18 protein-coding genes are annotated in these 19695 nt (G+C 55.9%); 15 read left to right on the forward strand and 3 right to left on the reverse strand.

Annotated elements, in window-relative coordinates:
* The 4 genes from LJA86_RS04060 to flgL all read left to right on the forward strand — a co-directional run bounded on the left by LJA86_RS04060 (nucleotide 1) and on the right by flgL (nucleotide 4735).
* Complete coding sequence (locus LJA86_RS04060) at nucleotides 1–1098, forward strand: flagellar basal body P-ring protein FlgI (RefSeq protein ID WP_029740346.1); 1098 nt, start codon at nucleotides 1–3, stop codon at nucleotides 1096–1098.
* Complete coding sequence (gene flgJ / locus LJA86_RS04065; RefSeq protein ID WP_021240767.1) at nucleotides 1098–2051, forward strand: flagellar assembly peptidoglycan hydrolase FlgJ; 954 nt, start codon at nucleotides 1098–1100, stop codon at nucleotides 2049–2051. The genes LJA86_RS04060 and flgJ overlap by 1 nt, the downstream gene beginning before the upstream one ends.
* Before the next feature lie 75 nt (nucleotides 2052–2126).
* Nucleotides 2127–3767, forward strand: a complete 1641-nt coding sequence (gene flgK / locus LJA86_RS04070; protein ID WP_045910192.1) for a flagellar hook-associated protein FlgK — start codon at nucleotides 2127–2129, stop codon at nucleotides 3765–3767.
* 14 nt (nucleotides 3768–3781) lie between these two features.
* On the forward strand, nucleotides 3782–4735 hold the full coding sequence (flgL, locus tag LJA86_RS04075) for a flagellar hook-associated protein FlgL (RefSeq protein WP_045910193.1): 954 nt from the start codon (nucleotides 3782–3784) through the stop codon (nucleotides 4733–4735).
* A gap of 75 nt (nucleotides 4736–4810) precedes the next feature.
* On the opposite strand, the gene LJA86_RS04080 is transcribed toward flgL, so the two are convergent.
* A complete protein-coding gene (locus LJA86_RS04080) occupies nucleotides 4811–6025 on the reverse strand; it encodes an MFS transporter (protein WP_229225674.1) in 1215 nt (404 codons plus the stop codon).
* 145 nt (nucleotides 6026–6170) lie between these two features.
* Here LJA86_RS04080 and LJA86_RS04085 point away from each other — a divergent pair, with 145 nt between their 5' ends.
* Nucleotides 6171–7073, forward strand: coding sequence for a LysR family transcriptional regulator (locus LJA86_RS04085; protein ID WP_395299968.1), 903 nt, complete (start codon nucleotides 6171–6173; stop codon nucleotides 7071–7073).
* A gap of 48 nt (nucleotides 7074–7121) precedes the next feature.
* On the opposite strand, the gene rne is transcribed toward LJA86_RS04085, so the two are convergent.
* On the reverse strand, nucleotides 7122–10241 hold the full coding sequence (gene rne / locus LJA86_RS04090) for a ribonuclease E (RefSeq protein WP_229225675.1): 3120 nt from the start codon (nucleotides 10239–10241) through the stop codon (nucleotides 7122–7124).
* A 572-nt stretch (nucleotides 10242–10813) separates the two neighbouring features.
* Between rne and rluC the strand changes: the two genes are divergently transcribed.
* Nucleotides 10814–11761, forward strand: a complete 948-nt coding sequence (rluC, locus tag LJA86_RS04095; RefSeq protein ID WP_048027428.1) for a 23S rRNA pseudouridine(955/2504/2580) synthase RluC — start codon at nucleotides 10814–10816, stop codon at nucleotides 11759–11761.
* 77 nt (nucleotides 11762–11838) lie between these two features.
* Here the strand turns inward: rluC and LJA86_RS04100 are convergent, their stop codons facing one another.
* Nucleotides 11839–12423, reverse strand: a complete 585-nt coding sequence (locus LJA86_RS04100) for a Maf family protein (protein ID WP_229225676.1) — start codon at nucleotides 12421–12423, stop codon at nucleotides 11839–11841.
* Nucleotides 12424–12563: 140 nt separating this feature from the next.
* Here LJA86_RS04100 and yceD point away from each other — a divergent pair, with 140 nt between their 5' ends.
* The 9 genes from yceD to pabC all read left to right on the forward strand — a co-directional run bounded on the left by yceD (nucleotide 12564) and on the right by pabC (nucleotide 19695).
* Complete coding sequence (yceD, locus tag LJA86_RS04105) at nucleotides 12564–13085, forward strand: 23S rRNA accumulation protein YceD (RefSeq protein ID WP_014883375.1); 522 nt, start codon at nucleotides 12564–12566, stop codon at nucleotides 13083–13085.
* Between the two features lie 16 nt (nucleotides 13086–13101).
* Complete coding sequence (rpmF, locus tag LJA86_RS04110) at nucleotides 13102–13275, forward strand: 50S ribosomal protein L32 (protein ID WP_003857964.1); 174 nt, start codon at nucleotides 13102–13104, stop codon at nucleotides 13273–13275.
* An 80-nt stretch (nucleotides 13276–13355) separates the two neighbouring features.
* On the forward strand, nucleotides 13356–14390 hold the full coding sequence (plsX, locus tag LJA86_RS04115) for a phosphate acyltransferase PlsX (protein WP_063621375.1): 1035 nt from the start codon (nucleotides 13356–13358) through the stop codon (nucleotides 14388–14390).
* Between the two features lie 6 nt (nucleotides 14391–14396).
* Entirely contained in the window at nucleotides 14397–15350 is a 954-nt protein-coding gene (locus tag LJA86_RS04120) for a beta-ketoacyl-ACP synthase III (protein ID WP_008500797.1), read from the forward strand.
* 15 nt (nucleotides 15351–15365) lie between these two features.
* Nucleotides 15366–16295 carry an ACP S-malonyltransferase gene (gene fabD, locus LJA86_RS04125; protein ID WP_045910200.1) on the forward strand — a complete coding sequence of 310 codons (930 nt, stop codon included), beginning with the start codon at nucleotides 15366–15368 and terminating at the stop codon, nucleotides 16293–16295.
* Between the two features lie 12 nt (nucleotides 16296–16307).
* Nucleotides 16308–17042, forward strand: a complete 735-nt coding sequence (fabG, locus tag LJA86_RS04130; protein WP_008500795.1) for a 3-oxoacyl-ACP reductase FabG — start codon at nucleotides 16308–16310, stop codon at nucleotides 17040–17042.
* 154 nt (nucleotides 17043–17196) lie between these two features.
* On the forward strand, nucleotides 17197–17433 hold the full coding sequence (gene acpP / locus LJA86_RS04135; RefSeq protein WP_003857954.1) for an acyl carrier protein: 237 nt from the start codon (nucleotides 17197–17199) through the stop codon (nucleotides 17431–17433).
* Nucleotides 17434–17523: 90 nt separating this feature from the next.
* Nucleotides 17524–18765, forward strand: coding sequence for a beta-ketoacyl-ACP synthase II (gene fabF, locus LJA86_RS04140; protein WP_045910201.1), 1242 nt, complete (start codon nucleotides 17524–17526; stop codon nucleotides 18763–18765).
* Nucleotides 18766–18885: 120 nt separating this feature from the next.
* The gene (gene pabC, locus LJA86_RS04145; RefSeq protein WP_229225677.1) at nucleotides 18886–19695 is read left to right on the forward strand and encodes an aminodeoxychorismate lyase; all 810 of its coding nucleotides are present in this window, start codon (nucleotides 18886–18888) and stop codon (nucleotides 19693–19695) included.

Here is a 19695-nt window from a genome sequence, read left to right on the forward strand (position 1 = left end):
ATGTTTAAATCGATCTTCGCCGTGGCGCTCGCGCTGGTGGCTACCTTTGCCCAGGCTGACCGTATTCGCGATCTCACCAGCGTCCAGGGCGTGCGTGAAAACTCGCTGATTGGCTACGGCCTGGTGGTGGGGCTGGACGGTACCGGTGACCAGACGACCCAGACCCCCTTTACCACCCAAAGCCTGAACAACATGCTTTCCCAGCTCGGCATTACCGTGCCAGCGGGAACTAATATGCAGCTGAAAAACGTGGCGGCAGTAATGGTCACCGCGTCCTACCCGGCGTTTGCGCGCCAGGGACAAACCATTGACGTGGTGGTCTCCTCAATGGGTAACGCCAAAAGCCTGCGCGGCGGTACGCTGCTGATGACCCCGCTGAAAGGCGTCGACAGCCAGGTTTATGCGCTGGCGCAGGGGAACATTCTGGTCGGCGGTGCGGGAGCATCCGCAGGCGGAAGCAGCGTGCAGGTGAACCAGCTCAATGGCGGACGGATTACCAACGGGGCGATCATTGAGCGTGAACTGCCGACCCAGTTTGGCGCGGGCAACACCATCAACCTGCAGCTCAATAATGAAGACTTCACGATGGCGCAGCAGATTGCCGATACCATCAACCGCAGCCGCGGCTACGGTAATGCAACGGCACTCGATGCGCGCACCGTGCAGATCCGCACCTCCACCGGTAGCAGCAACCAGGTGCGCATGCTGGCCGATATCCAGAATATGGAAGTGAACGTTCCGGTCCAGGATGCGAAGGTGATCATCAACTCCCGTACCGGCTCGGTGGTCATGAACCGGGAAGTGTCGCTCGACAGCTGCGCCGTGGCGCAGGGGAACCTCTCCGTGACGGTCAACCGCTCCGCGAACGTGAGCCAGCCGAATACGCCATTTGGTGGCGGTCAGACGGTGGTGACGCCGCAAACGCAGATTGATATGCGCCAGAGCGGCGGGTCACTGCAAAGCGTGCGCTCCAGCGCCAACCTGAACAGCGTGGTGCGTGCCCTGAATGCCCTGGGGGCAACGCCGATGGATCTGATGTCCATCCTGCAATCGATGCAAAGCGCGGGCTGCCTGCGCGCCAAACTGGAAATCATCTAATGCTGACCGATAGCAAACTGTTGACCAGTGCAGCCTGGGATGCCCAGTCGCTCAACGAACTGAAAACCAAAGCAGGAAAAGACCCGGCGGCGAATATCCGCCCGGTCGCCCGCCAGGTGGAAGGGATGTTTGTACAGATGATGCTGAAAAGCATGCGCGAAACCCTGCCGAAAGACGGGATGTTCAGCAGTGATTCAACGCGTCTCTACACCAGCATGTATGACCAGCAGATTGCGCAGCAGATGACCGCCGGGAAAGGCCTCGGTCTGGCTGACATGATTGTCAAGCAGACCGAAGCCGCGCAGGGCATTCAGCCTCAGGATCAGCCGCAGCAGGTACCGATGAAGTTCGACCTGGAAACGGTGACCAGCTATCAGAACCAGGCTCTGACGCAAATGGTGCGTAAAGCCATGCCGAAAGCCACGGGCAGCGGCGATGAGCCGCTCTCCGGTGACAGCAAAGACTTCCTGGCGCAGCTTTCTCTGCCTGCGCGCCTTGCCAGCGAACAGAGCGGCGTGCCGCATCACCTGATTCTGGCGCAGGCCGCGCTGGAGTCGGGCTGGGGTCAGCGCCAGATCCGCAAGGAAAACGGCGAGCCGAGCTTCAACATCTTCGGCGTGAAGGCTACCTCCAGCTGGAAGGGGCCAACCACGGAGATCACGACCACCGAATACGAGAACGGTGCGGCGGTGAAGGTGAAAGCCAAATTCCGCGTCTACAGCTCGTATCTGGAAGCCTTGTCCGATTATGTTGGCCTGCTGAGCCGAAATCCGCGCTATACCGCCGTGACGCAGGCGGCGACGGCGGAGCAGGGCGCTCAGGCGCTGCAAAACGCGGGCTACGCGACCGACCCGAACTATGCGCGTAAGCTCACCAGCATGATCCAGCAGCTGAAATCAATGGGCGAGAAGGTCAGCAAAGCCTATAGCACAGATATTGAAAATCTGTTCTGAAAGTTCTCAAGTCCCGGTGGAGGTTGCCGATAACCTTCATCAGGACTCGTGTCTGAACGTATAAAAGGAACCCCCATGTCCAGTTTGATTAACAGCGCCATGAGTGGCCTCAGTGCTGCGCAGTCGGCACTCAATACCGTCAGTAATAATATTTCAAGCTATAACGTGGCAGGCTATACCCGCCAGACCACGGTGCTGGGCGCATCTAACAGCACGCTGACCGGCGGTGGCTGGGTGGGTAACGGGGTGTATGTCTCCGGTGTCCAGCGTGAGTATGACGCCTTCATCACCAACCAGCTGCGCGCCGCGCAGACGCAGAGCAGCGGCCTGACGACGCGCTACCAGCAGATGTCAAAAATCGACGACGTGCTCTCCGATACCACCAACTCGCTCTCCACCACGCTGCAGGACTTCTTCAAGAGTCTGCAAACGCTGGTGAGCAACGCGGAAGACCCGGCGGCACGTCAGACGGTGCTGGGTAAAGCGGGCGGTCTGGTCAATCAGTTTAAAACCAACGATCAGTATCTTCGCGACCAGGATACGCAGGTGAATACCGCGATTAGCACCAGCGTTTCTCAGATCAACAACTATGCCAAACAGATTGCCAATCTGAACGATCAGATTTCCCGTCTGACCGGCGTCGGCGCGGGCGCATCGCCTAACGATCTGCTTGATCAGCGCGATCAGCTCGTCAATGAGCTGAACAAAATCGTCGGCGTGGAAGTCTCTGTCCAGGATAGCGGCACGTTTAACATCTCTTTCGGCAACGGTTACAGCCTGGTACAGGGCAGCAAAGCCAACCAGCTGGCTGCCGTGAAGTCGAGTGCCGATCCGGCCCGTACTACCGTGGCCTATGTCGATGACGTGGCCGGGAACGTCGAGATCCCGGAAAAAATGATCACCACCGGTTCATTAGGCGGTTTACTGACTTTCCGTACGGAAGATCTGGATAAAGCCCGTAATACCCTGAACCAGATGGCGCTGGCCTTTGCCGATTCGATGAACACGCAGCATGAAGCCGGTTTTGACGCTAACGGTGATGCGGGCGGTAAGCTGTTCAACTTTGGTTCTCCGGCGGTGCTGTCCAACAGCAAGAACGGCGGATCGGCGGTTGTTACGGCCTCTGTGACGGACAGCAAACAGGTCCAGGCGACAGACTATAAGCTGCAGTTCAACGGTACTGACTGGACGATCACCCGTACATCAGACAAAACCAGCTTTACGATGAGCCCGGATGCCAGCGGCAATCTGTCGTTTGATGGTCTTAACGTCAACGTGAGCGGCACGGCAAATACCAAAGACAGCTTTACCGTGAAGCCGGTTTCCGACGTCATCATGAACATGGATCTGGCGATCAGCGACGAGTCCAAACTGGCGATGGCGTCAGTGCAGAACGGCGGCGAAAGTGATAACCGTAACGGCCAGAAACTGCTCGATCTGCAAAACGCGAAAGTCGTGGGGGGCAACAAAACCTTCAACGATGCGTATGCCTCTCTCGTCAGTACCGTGGGTAGCTCAACGGCGTCACTGAAGGTGAGCAGCCAGACGAAAGCCAACGTGGAGACGCAGTTAATCAAGCAGCAGCAGACCATCTCTGGGGTAAACCTCGACGAAGAGTATGGCAATTTGCAGCGTTATCAGCAGTATTACCTGGCGAACGCCCAGGTTCTCCAGACTGCCAGTACGCTCTTCGATGCAATTATCAACATTCGTTAAGGTTGAGGTGAACAATGCGTATTAGCACCCAGATGATGTATGAGCAGAACATGCGTGGGATCACCGATTCCCAGAGCAGATGGCTGAGCTACGGTGAACAGATGTCCACTGGCAAGCGCGTCAACCGTCCGTCGGACGATCCTATCGCCGCGTCGCAGGCCATCGTTCTGTCACAATCGCAGTCGCAAAACAGCCAGTTCGCGCTTGCGCGTACCTTCGCCACGCAAAAAGTCTCGCTGGAAGATAACGTGTTAACTCAGGTGAACACCGCGATCTCAAGCGTGCGCGAGAAGCTCGTTTACGCATCCAACGGCACATTAAGCGATGACGACCGTCTTTCTCTGGCGACCGATATTCAGGGGATCCGCGATCAGCTTATGAACCTGGCCAACACGACGGATGGTAATGGTCGCTTTATCTTTGCGGGATACAAAACCGAGAGCGCACCGTTTGATGCCGCGACCGGGGATTATAACGGCGGCGCTGAGGCCATCACGCAGCAGGTTGATACGGCGCGTAATATGGCCATTAGCCATACCGGGCAGCAAATTTTCGAAAGCATTACCAGTAATGCGGAACAGCTGCCGGGCGGTGGATATGGCGAGACGAACATGTTCAAAATCCTGGATTCTGCGATTGCGTCGCTGAAGACGCCGATTGAGAACGATCCGGCTGCCGCAACGGCGCAAAGCCAGGTGATTGCCAATGCGCAAATCGGCATCAAAAACTCCCAGAACAATATTCTGACGGTCGTTGCGGATGTGGGCACCAAGATGAACGAGCTGGAAAAACTCGATACGCTTGGCGATGACCGCGCGCTGGGTCAGACCAAGCAGATGAGCGACCTGGTTGATGTCGACTGGAACGAAGCGATTTCCTCTTACACCATGCAGCAGGCGGCCTTGCAGGCGTCTTATAAAGCGTTTAGCGATATGCAGGGCATGTCTCTGTTCCAGCTGAACAAATAACATCTTGACCTCTTAGAGCATGTCTTGAAACTGGGCATGTTTTACTGCCCAATCCGTCTGGATTGGGCATTTTTTTTATGCAACTTCCGCCGGTGCGGAGGCGACTCGTGCGCTTTCTATCAGACGGATTGCCAGCGCAATGACCCCACAGACTGTCGCCAGCGCGACCACGCCCGTCCAGCCAGCCAGCGAGTAGATATTGCTGCCTAACGCGGAACCCAGCGCCATCCCGATAAAGACCACCGTAAAGAGTAGGGCATTGAGACGACCACGCGCCTGCGGTTCTAGGCTGTACACCAGGTTCTGGTGGGCGACCAGGCTGGATTGCAGGCCCAGGTCGAACCCGACGGCAGAGATGGCGATCAGCATCAGCTGTCCATGAACGCCCAATGCGGGCATCAGGAACATCAGGGCGAAAGAGACGGTCACAAGGACGGCACCAAGCTGCGTGACTTTTCCTGCCCCCAGTTTGTCCGCCAGCCCCCCCGCCAGTGGGGCAGCTAACGCACCCGCGGCACCGGCAATACCGAAACCACCTGCGACGGCACTACCCAGGTGATAGCGTTCCAGCAGCATGACCGCAAGCGTTGACCAGAAGGCGCTAAAGGCAATCGACAGGAAACCCTGAGCCAGCGCCGCGCGGCGCAGTGCCGGATAACGACGCCACAGGTGCTCCATCGAACGCATCAGCGCGGGGTAGCTCAGCGTGGAGTGAATGGCAAAACGGGGAAGCACAAACCACATCATCACCCCGATGAACGCGATGCTCGCCGCCGCCAACTGGTACATGACGCGCCAGCCGAACGCTTCGCCCACCACGCCGCTTACGGTTCTGGATAATAAGATACCCATCAGCAGGCCGGTCATTACCGTGCCCACGGTTTTCCCCTGTTTACCTTCCGGTGCGAGAATGGCCGCGGCGGGGACGATATCCTGCGCCATGGTGGCGGCCATGCCGATGAGCAGGCTTGCCAGCAGAAGAGAATGGATCTGCCCGGTCAGGCTACAGCCGAGAAGAAACAGCGCCAGCGCCGCGCTTTTGAGCAGAATTAACGTCCTGCGGTCGTGGCGATCGCCCAGAGGAAGCAGGAACAGGATGCCGAGCGCGTAGCCTGCCTGCGTTAATGTTGGCACCAGGCCCATACCTTCAATGCTCAGATGCAGGTCAGCACCCATCAGCGGCAGCAGGGGCTGCGCGTAATAGATTGATGCCACGCTGAAGCCAGCCCCCAGAGCCAGCATAAAAATCACCCAGCGGCTTACAGCATGGGGAGTTGTTGTTGTGTTCATAAGTTGTTCCTCATTCGTCGTGTGCGGCTATTTTTTATCAGTACGCCTTGCGACGGTAGCGGGCCCGGTGGTAAAACGCTTATACGTTAAACGTATAACTGAAAATGCGATGAAAAGAGCTGAGCGTATAGACAGGGTAGAGCTAATGCGGACGTTTGTGCGCATTGTCGAGGCGGGGTCGCTCTCTGCGGCGGCACGGCAGCTGGCGACAACCCAGGCCACGGTAAGCCGACGGTTGCAGTCGCTTGAAACCATGCTGGGCGTGCGCCTGATGTTGCGCACCACCCACACGACGCGGCTAACGGATGACGGCGAGCGCTGCTATCAGCACGCCCGTCGGGTGATCGACAGCTGGCTGGCGCTGGAAGATGAGGTGGGGCAGACGGAAGATGAGCCGGTAGGCGTGCTGCGGGTGCGCGCTCCCCACGCGTTTGGTCAGGACCAGCTTCTGAAACCTGTAACCGAATTTTTGCAACGCTATCCCCAGCTTTCGATTGAGTGGATGCTCAACGATCGGTCGGCAGATTTTCTCGGTGACAATCTTGACTGCGCTATTCGGGTGGGTGTGGAGGTTGATCCGGCGACCGTATCCGTGCTGCTGGCGGAAGTGCCTCGCTCGGTGGTGGCCGCGCCAGCGCTGCTGGCCCGCTTCCCGGCGGTGAATACGCCGGAGGATTTGCAGCAGTTTCCCTGGATAGCCATCAGCTCTTTCTACCAGCGCCACGTGGAGCTATTTCACGATGACTCGCCCGCCACCGCGCGGATTGCTATTACGCCACGCCTCAGCACCGACAGCCTGTATGTTGCACGCAATACGGCACTGACCGGGCTCGGTGTCGCGGTCGTATCAAGCTGGACGGTACAGGATGATATTCGGGAAGGACGGCTGGTGCATTTGCTGCCGGAGTGGCAGCCAGCGGCGCTACCGGTGCATCTGGTCTATCCCTGGTCCCGTTATTATCCGGCACGCTTGCGGCGTTTTCTTGAGCTGATGCGGCAGGTCATGCCGGAGGTGACCGGAATGAGGAAGCCCGTTCAGCAGCCATAAAAAAAGCCGACCCTAAGGTCGGCTTTTTACTTTCAGCGTTGTTTGTCGTTATTCGACAGACTGTGGACGCGTCGCGGGTGCAGTCGCCTGATGCGTTGCACTGTGACCACCGGCTGCGCCTTTACCGTCGAAGCTGAAAGCCGGACGAACCCAGTCGCTGTGACGCGGTGCTTCTGGCACGTAATCCGGCGCCGGAGCGCGGGTCATCGGTGCTGTCGCCACGTGGGCAGCGGCTGGTGCAGAGACAATCGGCTCAGGTTTCACTTCAGGCGCTTTCGGTTCTTCAACAACCGGTTCAACCTCAATCTCAACGTCCTGAACGATTTCTTCAGTGGTCGTTTCGACGATGGCTTCAGCGGTGTCTTCCACGGCGGCTACAGGTGCAGCTTCTTCAGCGATTTCCTCAGCCACCACCACATCTTCTTCAGCAATAAGCTGCGGTGCGGCATCAACCGGCGCGGCAATCACTTCCGGATGCGTGGTTTCGACATCAGCTGCCTGAGGTGCTTCCGCTTCAACAACCTCAGGTTCAACCACGGTTGCCGCTTCAGTCACAACGTCTTCTACCGCTACCGCAGGTGCAATGACCTCTTCAGCAACTGGCTGTTCTTCAACAACCTGCTCCGGACGCGCTACCGGGTAGCGGATCCAGACTTTGCCGGAAGCCATTTCTGGCGAAGCACAGGCAATGGTCAGCGGCATTGGCGACTGAGTCGGGTAACGCTCGTCACGATAGCGGCGACGGCGCTGACCGCTGACGCGCAGATGACGTGGGGAACGACGTGAACGGCGCGGCATGCCGGCGTTATCACGGTTTTCACCGTTTTCATCCTGCTCAACGTTGTTATCAACGACCGCTGGCAGGTCAACTTTTGCCAGCTGCGTGCCGGTTGCGCTCTCGCGGCTTTCAACCGCGACGATTGCTGACTCTTCGGTTGCTTCGGAGGCGAAGCGGACTTTCTGAGCAAGCTGGCGCTGCTTACGACGCGGCATGACCTGAGTACGTTCTTCCTGCTCGCCGTCCTGCTGTTCAACAGGCTCTTCGCGGTTCAGGTTTTTGACTTCCTGCTGTGCCTGACGCTTCTCGTCGTTACGGCGACGGTTGCGTTCACGGCGCGGCTGCTGGTCGTCACGCTGTTTGCTCTTCTCAGACTCATCGCCCGCCTGCTGGCGAATTTCACGATCTTCAACATTCTGCTGCTGTTTCTCGCGACGGTTGCGACGATTGTCTTCGCGTTGCTCACGGCCTTCGTTGTTCTCAGAGCGGTTGTCACGGTTGTCACGACGCTCGCTGCGGTCATTACGATCGCTACGGTCATTACGGTCGCGGCGGTTGTTCTGACGCTTACGGCGGTCCTGCTGACGTTCAGGCTTGGCCGCTTTTGGCTCTTCTTTCGGCTGCTCTGGCTGAACTTCCTCACCGGCAAACATCTTCTTCAGCGCGCCGAAGAAGCGGCTCAGCAGACCCGGCTGTGCCGGCTGGGCTTTCGCTGCCGTTGCTTCTGGTTTCTGCGCCGCAGGTTTGGCCGCTGGTTTTTCCAGGGCTGCTTCCGGTGGGGCTTCTGGCATGATGAAGGTGGCTAACGCAGGCTGCTCTGGCAGTTTACGCTCTGCTGGCTCTTCATCTGAAGGCAGGGCCATCTCTTCTTCGTGCAGCTTCGGCAGCAGGTAGCTGAGCGTTGACGTCTCTTCGCCTTTACGGACACGCAGCACGTGATAGTGCGGGGTTTCCATCTGATCGTTTGGCACGATGATGCAGCGAACGCCACCCTGACGCGCTTCAATCGCACTGACCGCTGCACGTTTTTCGTTCAGCAGGTAAGAGGCAATTGGCACAGGAACAATCGCGTGAACCTCTTTGGTATTCTCTTTCAGCGCTTCTTCTTCAATTAGACGCAGAATCGAGAGGGACAGCGATTCGTTATCACGCACGGTACCGGTGCCGGAGCAGCGTGGGCAGACGTGATGGCTGGACTCACCCAGCGACGGGCTCAGACGCTGACGGGACATCTCCAGCAGGCCGAAGCGTGAGATATGGCTAATCTGGATTCGCGCACGATCCTGACGTACCGCTTCGCGCAGACGGTTTTCTACCGCACGCTGGTGGCGAACAGGGGTCATGTCGATGAAGTCGATAACAATCAGACCGCCCAGGTCGCGCAGGCGGAGCTGGCGGGCGATTTCATCAGCGGCTTCAAGATTGGTGTTGAAGGCGGTCTCTTCGATATCGCCACCGCGCGTTGCGCGAGCGGAGTTGATGTCGATAGCGGTCAGCGCTTCAGTGGTATCGATAACGATAGAACCGCCGGACGGCAGGCGCACTTCACGCTGGAAGGCGGATTCAATCTGGGATTCGATCTGATAGTGGCTGAACAGCGGGATTTCACCGGTGTACAGTTTAATTTTGCTGGTGAAATCCGGACGACCCAGCGCGGCGATGTGCTGGCGCGCCAGCTCAAGCACTTTCGGGTTATCGATCAGAATCTCACCGATGTCCTGACGCAGGTAGTCACGGAAGGCACGCACGATCACGTTGCTTTCCTGGTGGATCAGGAACGGAGCAGGGCGGCTTTCCGCTGCTTTCTGGATGGCTTCCCAGTGCTTCAGACGGAAGCTCAGGTCCCACTGCAGCGCTTCGGCGGATTTGCCGACGCCCGCGGTACGCACGATAAGCCCCATGCCATCAGGCAGTTCAAGGCTTGCCAGCGCTTCTTTCAGTTCGGTACGGTCATCACCTTCGATACGGCGAGAGATGCCACCCGCACGCGGGTTGTTAGGCATCAGCACCAGATAGCTCCCTGCCAGGCTGATAAAGGTAGTCAGTGCGGCGCCTTTGTTGCCACGCTCTTCTTTATCAATCTGAACGATAACTTCCTGACCTTCACGCAGAACATCTTTGATGTTTGGTCGGCCATGGGCGTTGTAGTTTGCAGGGAAATATTCGCGGGCGATTTCTTTCAGAGGGAGGAAACCATGACGCTCAGCACCGTAATCGACAAATGCAGCTTCAAGGCTTGGTTCAATGCGGGTGATTTTACCTTTGTAAATGTTCGCTTTTTTCTGTTCGTGTCCAGGACTTTCGATATCCAGATCGTACAGGCGCTGCCCATCCACAAGGGCGACACGCAACTCTTCTTGCTGAGTTGCGTTGATTAACATTCTTTTCATCGTAACTTACTCGTTATTCTTACATTGACGACAAAGCTGCGGGCAAGGTGACGCTTTCCGGGGTATGAACCGATGGCCTCGTGTCTGTTCACGTCGCCAACCTCACGGTTGTCGCTCGCTTAAGAGGCGCAGAGTGTCGGTTGCCTGTATTTCATACGGAAACACAGCGCAATTATCAGGGGAATTGCCTGGGTAGAACTCTCCAGAGAACAATCCTTATACCGGGAAGTACTGCAACCCGCAGCCCGCTAACTGCCTGAAAGATCAATACGTCTTACGCCATTGCTGCGTGGATGATCGGTCAGACAAAATTGGTCATTCCGTCAACATCCTTACTTAACCAGGATTTAACACGGAAAACAGCCTCATTATTCCACTGCTCGCCGGGTTATAGCAAGATGACTTTTACCAATTATCACCCGGTTACTCACAGTTTCTTCACTTCAGAATGGCGATTGGTTTAATAACCACCAAATCGGTTGCGCGAAACGGGGGACAGGCCGGATAAAAGTAAATATAAGCATAGAAAAATGAGTGGCGCTAATGGCTGTCGATATTTAGAATCGCCAACCATGAAAACAGAGACTCCAGCCGTAAAAATGGTTGCCATCGCCGACGATGAAGCGGGGCAACGTATCGATAACTTTTTGCGTACCCAGCTGAAAGGGGTGCCAAAGAGCATGATTTATCGCATCCTGCGTAAGGGCGAGGTGCGGGTTAACAAAAAACGCGTGAAGCCTGAGTATAAACTCGAAGCCGGTGACGAAGTCCGTATTCCGCCGGTGCGCGTGGCAGAGCGTGAAGAAGAGACCGTTTCACCGAAGCTGCAGAAAGTGGCGGCCCTGAGCGATGTCATCCTTTACGAAGACGACCATATTCTGGTGTTGAATAAACCGTCAGGAACGGCAGTCCATGGCGGTAGCGGTCTGAGCTTCGGCGTGATTGAAGGGCTGCGTGCCCTGCGTCCGGAAGCGCGCTTCCTTGAGCTGGTGCACCGTCTTGACCGCGACACTTCAGGCGTACTGCTGGTGGCGAAAAAGCGTTCCGCGCTGCGTTCGCTGCATGAACAGCTGCGTGAAAAAGGGATGCAGAAAGACTATCTGGCGCTGGTGCGCGGCCAGTGGCAGTCCCATGTAAAAGTGGTGCAGGCGCCGCTGCTGAAGAACATTCTGCAAAGCGGTGAGCGTATTGTCCGCGTGAGCCAGGAAGGGAAACCGTCTGAGACGCGCTTTAAGGTTGAAGAGCGCTATGAGTTTGCCACGCTGGTGCGCTGCAGTCCGGTGACCGGTCGTACCCACCAGATCCGCGTGCATACGCAGTTTGCAGGGCACCCCATCGCCTTTGATGACCGCTATGGCGACCGCGAGTTTGATAAGCAGCTGGCGGGGACCGGGCTGTCGCGTCTGTTCCTGCATGCGGCAGCGCTGAAGTTTACCCATCCGAATACCGGTGAAGTGATCCGTATTGAAGCGCCGCTGGATGAGCAGCTGAAACGCTGTCTTAAGGTTCTGCGCGGCTGATTTTGCCCGGCGGCGCTGCGCTTACCCGGCCTACAAAACCCGTAGGCCCATGCAAGCGAAGCGCCGCTGGGCAAAAGTCACATGATCAGCGGATTACACTCTTCTCGCCGTAACATCTGACACAATGCAATCAGCGGTAACCCCACCAGGGTGTTGGGATCGCGACCGTCCAGCTTGTCGAACAGCGCAATCCCCAATCCTTCACTTTTAAAGCTCCCCGCGCAGTTCAGCGGTCGCTCACGGCGCACATAATCCATAATCTCTTGTTCGCTGAGATGACGGAAGTGTACGTCGAACGGCTCACACTCGGTTTGCAGATGGCCTGACGCGGAGTTATAGAGCGCCAGGCCCGTATAGAAGGTCACGATAGTACCGCGGGCACGCAGAAGCTGCTGGCAGGCATTTTCCTCAGTATGGGGCTTGCCGGTGACTTCGCCGTCCAGCACGCAAACCTGATCGGAGCCTATAATCAAATGCGAAGGATAGCGTGTGGCCAGCGATTGCGCCTTCTCCTTAGCAAGACGCGTCACCAGATGGCGCGGTGACTCGCCCGGCTGTGGCGTCTCATCCACCTCTGGCGCGGCGCATTCAAACGGGATCCCGAGCTTTTCCAGTAGCATTCGGCGGTAGGGAGACGTGGAAGCAAGGACGAGATTTGGCATATTTTTATCACCAGATATAGCGTATCGATGCCAGCCATTTTAAACTACAGGCCGCAATGTGTGCGAATAATTGGCAAAAGGCAGCTCTGGTTGCCTTTTTCTTTGACTCTATGACGTTACAAAGTTAATATGCGCGCCCTATGCAAAAGGTAAAATTACCCCTGACTCTTGATCCGGTTCGTACGGCTCAAAAACGCCTCGATTACGAAGGTATCTATACTTCCGATCAGGCTGAGCGTATTGCCGAATCCGTAGTCAGTGTGGACAGTGATGTAGAATGCTCCATGTCGTTCGCTATCGACAACCAGCGTCTCGCCGTTTTAACCGGTGATGCAAAGGTGACGGTAACGCTCGAGTGTCAGCGTTGCGGGAAACCGTTTGTACAGCATGTTCACACAACGTATTGTTTCAGTCCGGTTCGTTCTGACGAACAGGCTGAAGCACTCCCGGAAGCGTATGAGCCGATTGAGGTTAACGAATTCGGTGAAATCGATCTTCTGGCTCTGGTTGAAGATGAAATCATCCTCACCTTGCCAGTGGTTCCGGTGCATGATTCTGAACACTGTGAAGTGTCCGAGGCGGACATGGTCTTTGGGGAACTGCCTGATGAAGCGCAAAAACCAAACCCATTTGCCGTATTAGCCAGCTTAAAGCGTAAGTAATTGAGGAGTAAGGTCCATGGCCGTACAACAGAATAAACCAACCCGTTCCAAACGTGGCATGCGTCGTTCCCATGACGCGCTGACTGCAGTTACCAGCCTGTCTGTAGACAAGACTTCTGGTGAGAAACACCTGCGTCACCACATCACCGCTGACGGTTTCTACCGCGGCCGCAAGGTTATCACTAAGTAATCACGCGTCAGCGTGATTAGGCTTAGTGAGGAGCTCCCCGTGCAAACGGGGAACTTACCGAACCAGGCTGCGACGATACCTTGACACGTCTAACCCTGGCGTTAGATGTCATGGGGGGAGATTTTGGCCCTTCCGTGACAGTGCCTGCAGCATTGCAGGCACTGAATTCTAATTCGCAACTCACTCTTCTTTTAGTCGGCAATCCCGACACAATCACGCCATTACTTGCAAAAGCTGACTTTGAACAACGTTCACGTCTGCAGATTATTCCTGCGCAGTCAGTTATTGCCAGTGATGCCCGACCCTCGCAGGCGATTCGTAATAGCCGCGGCAGCTCGATGCGGATAGCGCTGGAGCTGGTGAAAGAAGGTCGAGCCCAGGCTTGCGTTAGCGCGGGAAATACCGGCGCGCTGATGGGGCTGTCGAAATTATTGCTCAAACCGATTGACGGTATTGAGCGTCCGGCGCTGGTGACGGTTTTGCCGCATCAGCAGAAGGGCAAGACGGTAGTGCTCGATTTGGGCGCGAACGTCGATTGTGATAGTACAATGCTGGCTCAGTTTGCCGTCATGGGATCGGTGCTGGCAGAAGAAGTGGTCGGGATCAACACTCCCCGTGTTGCGTTACTGAACATTGGTGAAGAAGAGACCAAAGGCCTGGACAGCATTCGCGAAGCAGCTGAATTGCTCAAACAGGTTCCCTCCATCAACTATATTGGTTATCTCGAAGCCAATGAGTTGTTGACGGGTAAAACGGATGTTCTGGTGTGCGATGGCTTCACCGGGAACGTGACGTTGAAAACCATGGAAGGGGTCGTGCGGATGTTTCTTTCTCTGCTGAAATCACAGGGAGAGGGCAAAAAAAGCGCCTGGTGGCTGATTTTATTGAAGCGTTGGTTACAAAAGAGCCTGACGCGGCGATTCAGTCACCTCAACCCCGACCAGTATAATGGCGCCTGTCTGTTAGGATTGCGCGGCATCGTGATTAAGAGTCATGGTGCCGCCAATCAGCGAGCATTTGCTGTCGCGATTGAACAGGCAGTGCAGGCGGTGCAGCGACAAGTCCCTCAGCGGATTGCCGCTCGCCTGGGATCTGTATTAGCTAAAAGTGACTGAGCGTACATGTATACGAAGATTTTAGGTACCGGCAGCTACCTGCCAAAACAGGTGCGTACCAACGCCGATCTGGAAAAAATGGTAGATACGTCTGACGAGTGGATTGTCACGCGCACAGGTATCCGTGAACGTCGTATTGCCGCGCCAGACGAAACCGTGTCGACCATGGGTTACGAAGCCGCACAGCGTGCTATCGAAATGGCGGGCATTGATAAAGAACAGATCGGTTTGATCGTGGTGGCCACGACGTCTGCCACGCATGCTTTCCCAAGCGCGGCGTGCCAGGTGCAAAACATGCTCGGCATTAAGGGCTGCCCGGCGTTTGACGTCGCTGCCGCATGCGCAGGTTTTACCTATGCGCTGAGCGTAGCCGATCAGTATGTGAAGTCCGGTGCCGTTAAATATGCGCTGGTAATCGGTGCTGACGTGCTGGCGCGTACCTGCGATCCGACCGATCGCGGAACGATCATTATTTTTGGTGATGGTGCGGGTGCGGTGCTGCTGGGGCAGTCCGAAGAGCCGGGTATCATCTCTACGCATCTGCATGCTGACGGCAGCTATGGCGAACTGTTGACCCTGCCTAACGCCGATCGCGTAAATCCGGACAACTCGATTTACCTGACGATGGCAGGGAACGAGGTCTTCAAGGTGGCGGTGACTGAGCTTGCGCACATCGTTGATGAAACGCTGGAAGCGAATAACCTTGAACGCTCCGCGCTCGACTGGCTGGTGCCGCATCAGGCGAACCTGCGTATCATCAGCGCAACCGCGAAAAAGCTGGGCATGTCGATGGATAACGTTGTGGTGACGCTGGATCGTCACGGCAACACCTCTGCGGCGTCAGTACCGTGCGCATTTGATGAAGCGGTACGCGACGGGCGAATCAAACGGGGCCAACTGGTCTTGCTTGAAGCCTTCGGTGGCGGGTTCACCTGGGGTTCCGCGCTGGTTCGTTTCTAGGATAAGGAATAAAAAATGACGCAATTTGCTTTTGTGTTCCCGGGGCAGGGCTCTCAAACCGTTGGGATGTTGTCTGAAATGGCAGCAACCTATCCGGTCATTGAAGAGACTTTCCGTGAAGCTTCTGATGCACTGGGTTATGATTTATGGGCGCTGACCCAGCAGGGTCCTGCCGAAGAGCTGAACAAAACCTGGCAGACCCAGCCCGCGCTGCTGACCGCGTCCGTTGCGCTGTGGCGTGTCTGGCAGCAGCAGGGCGGTAAAGCGCCCGCGCTGCTCGCAGGACATAGCCTGGGTGAATACTCAGCCCTGGTCTGTGCCGGTGTGATCGCGTTTGCTGACGCGGTACGTCTGGTGGAACTGCGCGGTAAATTCATGCAGGAAGCAGTGCCAGAAGGCACGGGCGGCATGTCAGCTATCATCGGTCTGGATGATGCCGCGATTGCAAAAGCGTGTGAAGAGTCTGCTGAAGGTCAGGTTGTCTCTCCGGTTAACTTCAACTCGCCGGGCCAGGTGGTTATCGCCGGTCATAAAGAAGCGGTTGAGCGTGCCGGTGCAGCCTGTAAAGCGGCGGGTGCCAAACGTGCGCTGCCGCTGCCGGTCAGCGTGCCGTCTCACTGTGCGCTGATGAAGCCCGCTGCCGAGAAACTGGCGGTTGAGCTGGAAAAAATTACGTTTAACGCACCGACGATTTCCGTTGTGAACAACGTCGATGTGAAATGCGAAACCGCGCCGGAAGCTATCCGCGACGCGCTGGTTCGCCAGCTCTACAGCCCGGTACAGTGGACCAAAACCGTTGAGTTTATGGCCTCTCAGGGCGTTGAGCATCTGTATGAAGTCGGCCCAGGAAAAGTCCTCACCGGTCTGACAAAACGTATTGTTGACACCCTGACAGCCTCGGCGATTAACGAGCCGGAAGCGATGTCAGCGGCACTCTCGCAATAAAAGAGGAATACCATGAGTTTTGAAGGAAAAATTGCCCTGGTCACTGGCGCAAGCCGCGGTATCGGGCGTGCAATTGCTGAAACACTGGTTGCGCGCGGCGCGAAGGTGATTGGGACAGCAACCAGCGAGAATGGCGCTCAGGCTATCAGTGAATATCTGGGTGCAAACGGTAAAGGTCTGGTACTGAATGTGACCGAACCTGCATCTATCGAATCTGTTCTGGAAAATATTCGCGCAGAGTTTGGCGAAGTGGATATTCTGGTAAACAACGCCGGGATCACTCGCGATAACCTGTTAATGCGAATGAAAGACGACGAGTGGAACGATATTATCGAAACCAACCTGTCATCTGTATTCCGTCTGTCAAAAGCGGTAATGCGCGCTATGATGAAAAAGCGTCATGGTCGTATTATCACTGTCGGTTCTGTGGTTGGTACCATGGGAAATGCTGGTCAGGCTAACTACGCTGCGGCGAAAGCCGGTCTGATTGGTTTCAGTAAGTCGCTGGCGCGTGAAGTCGCGTCCCGCGGTATTACGGTAAACGTTGTTGCTCCGGGCTTTATTGAAACGGACATGACGCGTGCGCTGACTGATGAGCAGCGTGCGGGTACGCTGGCGGCAGTTCCGGCGGGTCGTCTTGGCGACCCTAAAGAAATCGCCAGTGCGGTTGCATTTTTAGCCTCTGACGAAGCGGGTTACATCACTGGTGAGACCCTCCACGTCAACGGCGGGATGTATATGGTTTAACCACGATGAAAAATATTTGCGTTATTAGGGCGAATGGCCTCAAAATAACGTAAAATCGTGGTAAGAACTGCCGGGATTTAGTTGCAAATTTTTCAACATTTTATACACTACGAAAACCATCGCGAAAGCGAGTTTTGATAGGAAATTTAAGAGTATGAGCACTATCGAAGAACGCGTTAAGAAAATTATCGGCGAACAGCTGGGCGTTAAGCAGGAAGAAGTTGTGAACTCCGCTTCCTTCGTTGAAGACCTGGGCGCAGATTCTCTTGACACCGTTGAGCTGGTAATGGCTCTGGAAGAAGAGTTTGATACTGAGATTCCGGACGAAGAAGCTGAGAAGATCACCACCGTTCAGGCTGCCATTGATTACATCAACGGTCACCAGGCGTAAGTGAACATCTCCAGGCGGTCATTCGACCGCCTGAGTTTTATCTTTTTAGTCCCACGAATCTCTTTTTTTATCCCTCCCTGGAGGACAAACGTGTCTAAGCGTCGTGTAGTTGTGACCGGACTTGGCATGTTGTCTCCTGTCGGCAATACCGTAGAGTCCACCTGGAAAGCTCTCCTTGCCGGTCAGAGCGGCATCAGCCTAATCGACCATTTCGATACTAGCGCCTATGCAACGAAATTTGCTGGCTTAGTAAAGGATTTTAACTGTGAAGAGATCATCTCGCGCAAAGAGCAGCGCAAGATGGATGCCTTCATTCAATATGGAATTGTCGCTGGCGTTCAGGCCATGCAGGATTCTGGCCTTGTGATTACGGAAGAGAACGCAACCCGTATCGGCGCCGCTATCGGCTCCGGGATTGGCGGTCTTGGCCTGATCGAGGAAAACCATACATCCCTGATGAATGGCGGCCCGCGTAAGATCAGTCCGTTCTTCGTTCCGTCCACGATTGTTAATATGGTGGCAGGTCACCTGACCATCATGTTCGGCCTGCGTGGGCCAAGCATTTCTATCGCCACCGCCTGTACGTCTGGCGTACATAACATCGGCCAGGCCGCGCGCATTATTGCGTACGGCGATGCAGATGCTATGGTTGCCGGCGGTGCTGAAAAAGCCAGTACCCCACTGGGTGTCGGCGGTTTCGGCGCGGCCCGTGCGCTCTCTACCCGCAACGATAATCCACAGGCGGCAAGCCGTCCGTGGGATAAAGACCGTGATGGCTTCGTGCTGGGCGACGGTGCGGGCATGATCGTACTGGAAGAGTACGAACACGCGAAAAAACGCGGTGCGAAAATTTATGCTGAAGTCGTTGGCTTTGGTATGAGCAGCGATGCGTATCACATGACGTCTCCTCCGGAGAACGGTGCAGGTGCTGCGCTGGCGATGGAAAACGCGATCCGTGATGCGGGTATTACCCCGGCTCAGATTGGTTACGTCAACGCGCACGGCACATCTACACCTGCAGGCGATAAAGCGGAAGCTCAGGCGGTTAAGTCTATCTTCGGCGAGTCTGCCAGCCGCGTACTGGTGAGCTCCACGAAATCCATGACCGGTCACCTGCTGGGTGCGGCGGGTGCAGTAGAGTCAATCTACTCCATCCTTGCGCTGCGCGATCAGGCTGTTCCACCAACCATCAACCTGGATAACCCGGATGAAGGTTGCGATCTGGACTTCGTTCCTCACGAAGCGCGCCAGGTTAGCGGAATGGAGTATACCCTGTGTAACTCCTTCGGCTTTGGCGGTACCAACGGTTCTCTGATCTTCAAAAAGATCTGATCCTGACGTTCCGATCGCACTAAAAAAGGTCCGCTTGCCGGACCTTTTTTATTAAGGCTAATCTTCTTGTCGACTGCATGACATCCTGCCAGACTAAACGTCCACGCATAAGGAGCCACCATGTTTTTAATCAATGGCCTTGAGCAGGACACGCTGCCTGCCAGCGACAGGGCGGTACAGTTCGGGGATGGTTGCTTTACGACGGCGCGCATTCTGGATGGCCATGTTTGCCTTCTGGAAGCGCACATACGACGCCTGCAGCATGGCTGTGAAAAGCTCATGATCCCCTTTACGCACTGGGACACCTTACGTCAGGAAATGTGCCAGCTCGCATCGGGGAAGCACAGCGGCGTACTCAAGGTTATCATCAGCCGCGGCAGTGGTGGCCGGGGTTACAGCGCTGCATCTTGTCTCGCCCCAACGCGTATTCTTTCCGTGTCTGCTTATCCCGCGCATTACTCTCGCTGGCGAGAAGACGGCGTCACGCTGACGCTAAGCCCGGTACGGCTGGGACGAAACCCGATGCTGGCCGGGATTAAGCATCTCAATCGCCTGGAACAGGTGCTCATTCGTACTCATCTTGAACAGACGGACGCCGATGAGGCCCTTGTCCTTGACAGCGAAGGGGTCATTACGGAATGCTGTGCGGCTAATTTGTTCTGGCGACAGGGCAGGAACGTGTTCACCCCCGCGCTGGATCAGGCTGGCGTGAACGGCATAATGCGCCAATTTTGTTTGCAGCAGCTGGCACACTCTGACTTTCACGTTGTCGAAGTTAACGCAAAGGAAGAGGTGCTACAGACTGCTGATGAAGTCATCATTTGCAACGCGCTGATGCCTGTTGTGCCCGTTCGCGCCTGTGGCCAGCTACGCTGGTCGTCGCGCGAGCTGTTTCAGTTTTTAGCCCCGATATGTGAGCAAACCAGATAG

The sequence above is a fragment of the Enterobacter sp. TCD1-1 genome (genome assembly GCF_020567405.1).
Taxonomy (GTDB): domain Bacteria; phylum Pseudomonadota; class Gammaproteobacteria; order Enterobacterales; family Enterobacteriaceae; genus Enterobacter; species Enterobacter quasiroggenkampii.

Excerpts from the sequence above, each read along its gene's own strand:
- flgK (WP_045910192.1), top strand. The coding sequence starts at position 2,127 with ATGTCCAGTTTGATTAACAGCGCCATGAGTGGCCTCAGTGCTGCGCAG.
- fabD (WP_045910200.1), top strand. The coding sequence starts at position 15,366 with ATGACGCAATTTGCTTTTGTGTTCCCGGGGCAGGGCTCTCAAACCGTT.
- LJA86_RS04080 (WP_229225674.1), bottom strand. The coding sequence starts at position 6,025 with ATGAACACAACAACAACTCCCCATGCTGTAAGCCGCTGGGTGATTTTT.
- LJA86_RS04100 (WP_229225676.1), bottom strand. The coding sequence starts at position 12,423 with ATGCCAAATCTCGTCCTTGCTTCCACGTCTCCCTACCGCCGAATGCTA.
- acpP (WP_003857954.1), top strand. The coding sequence starts at position 17,197 with ATGAGCACTATCGAAGAACGCGTTAAGAAAATTATCGGCGAACAGCTG.
- flgL (WP_045910193.1), top strand. The coding sequence starts at position 3,782 with ATGCGTATTAGCACCCAGATGATGTATGAGCAGAACATGCGTGGGATC.
- flgJ (WP_021240767.1), top strand. The coding sequence starts at position 1,098 with ATGCTGACCGATAGCAAACTGTTGACCAGTGCAGCCTGGGATGCCCAG.
- rluC (WP_048027428.1), top strand. The coding sequence starts at position 10,814 with ATGAAAACAGAGACTCCAGCCGTAAAAATGGTTGCCATCGCCGACGAT.
- LJA86_RS04120 (WP_008500797.1), top strand. The coding sequence starts at position 14,397 with ATGTATACGAAGATTTTAGGTACCGGCAGCTACCTGCCAAAACAGGTG.
- LJA86_RS04060 (WP_029740346.1), top strand. The coding sequence starts at position 1 with ATGTTTAAATCGATCTTCGCCGTGGCGCTCGCGCTGGTGGCTACCTTT.
- LJA86_RS04085 (WP_395299968.1), top strand. The coding sequence starts at position 6,171 with ATGCGGACGTTTGTGCGCATTGTCGAGGCGGGGTCGCTCTCTGCGGCG.
- fabG (WP_008500795.1), top strand. The coding sequence starts at position 16,308 with ATGAGTTTTGAAGGAAAAATTGCCCTGGTCACTGGCGCAAGCCGCGGT.
- yceD (WP_014883375.1), top strand. The coding sequence starts at position 12,564 with ATGCAAAAGGTAAAATTACCCCTGACTCTTGATCCGGTTCGTACGGCT.
- pabC (WP_229225677.1), top strand. The coding sequence starts at position 18,886 with ATGTTTTTAATCAATGGCCTTGAGCAGGACACGCTGCCTGCCAGCGAC.
- rne (WP_229225675.1), bottom strand. The coding sequence starts at position 10,241 with ATGAAAAGAATGTTAATCAACGCAACTCAGCAAGAAGAGTTGCGTGTC.
- rpmF (WP_003857964.1), top strand. The coding sequence starts at position 13,102 with ATGGCCGTACAACAGAATAAACCAACCCGTTCCAAACGTGGCATGCGT.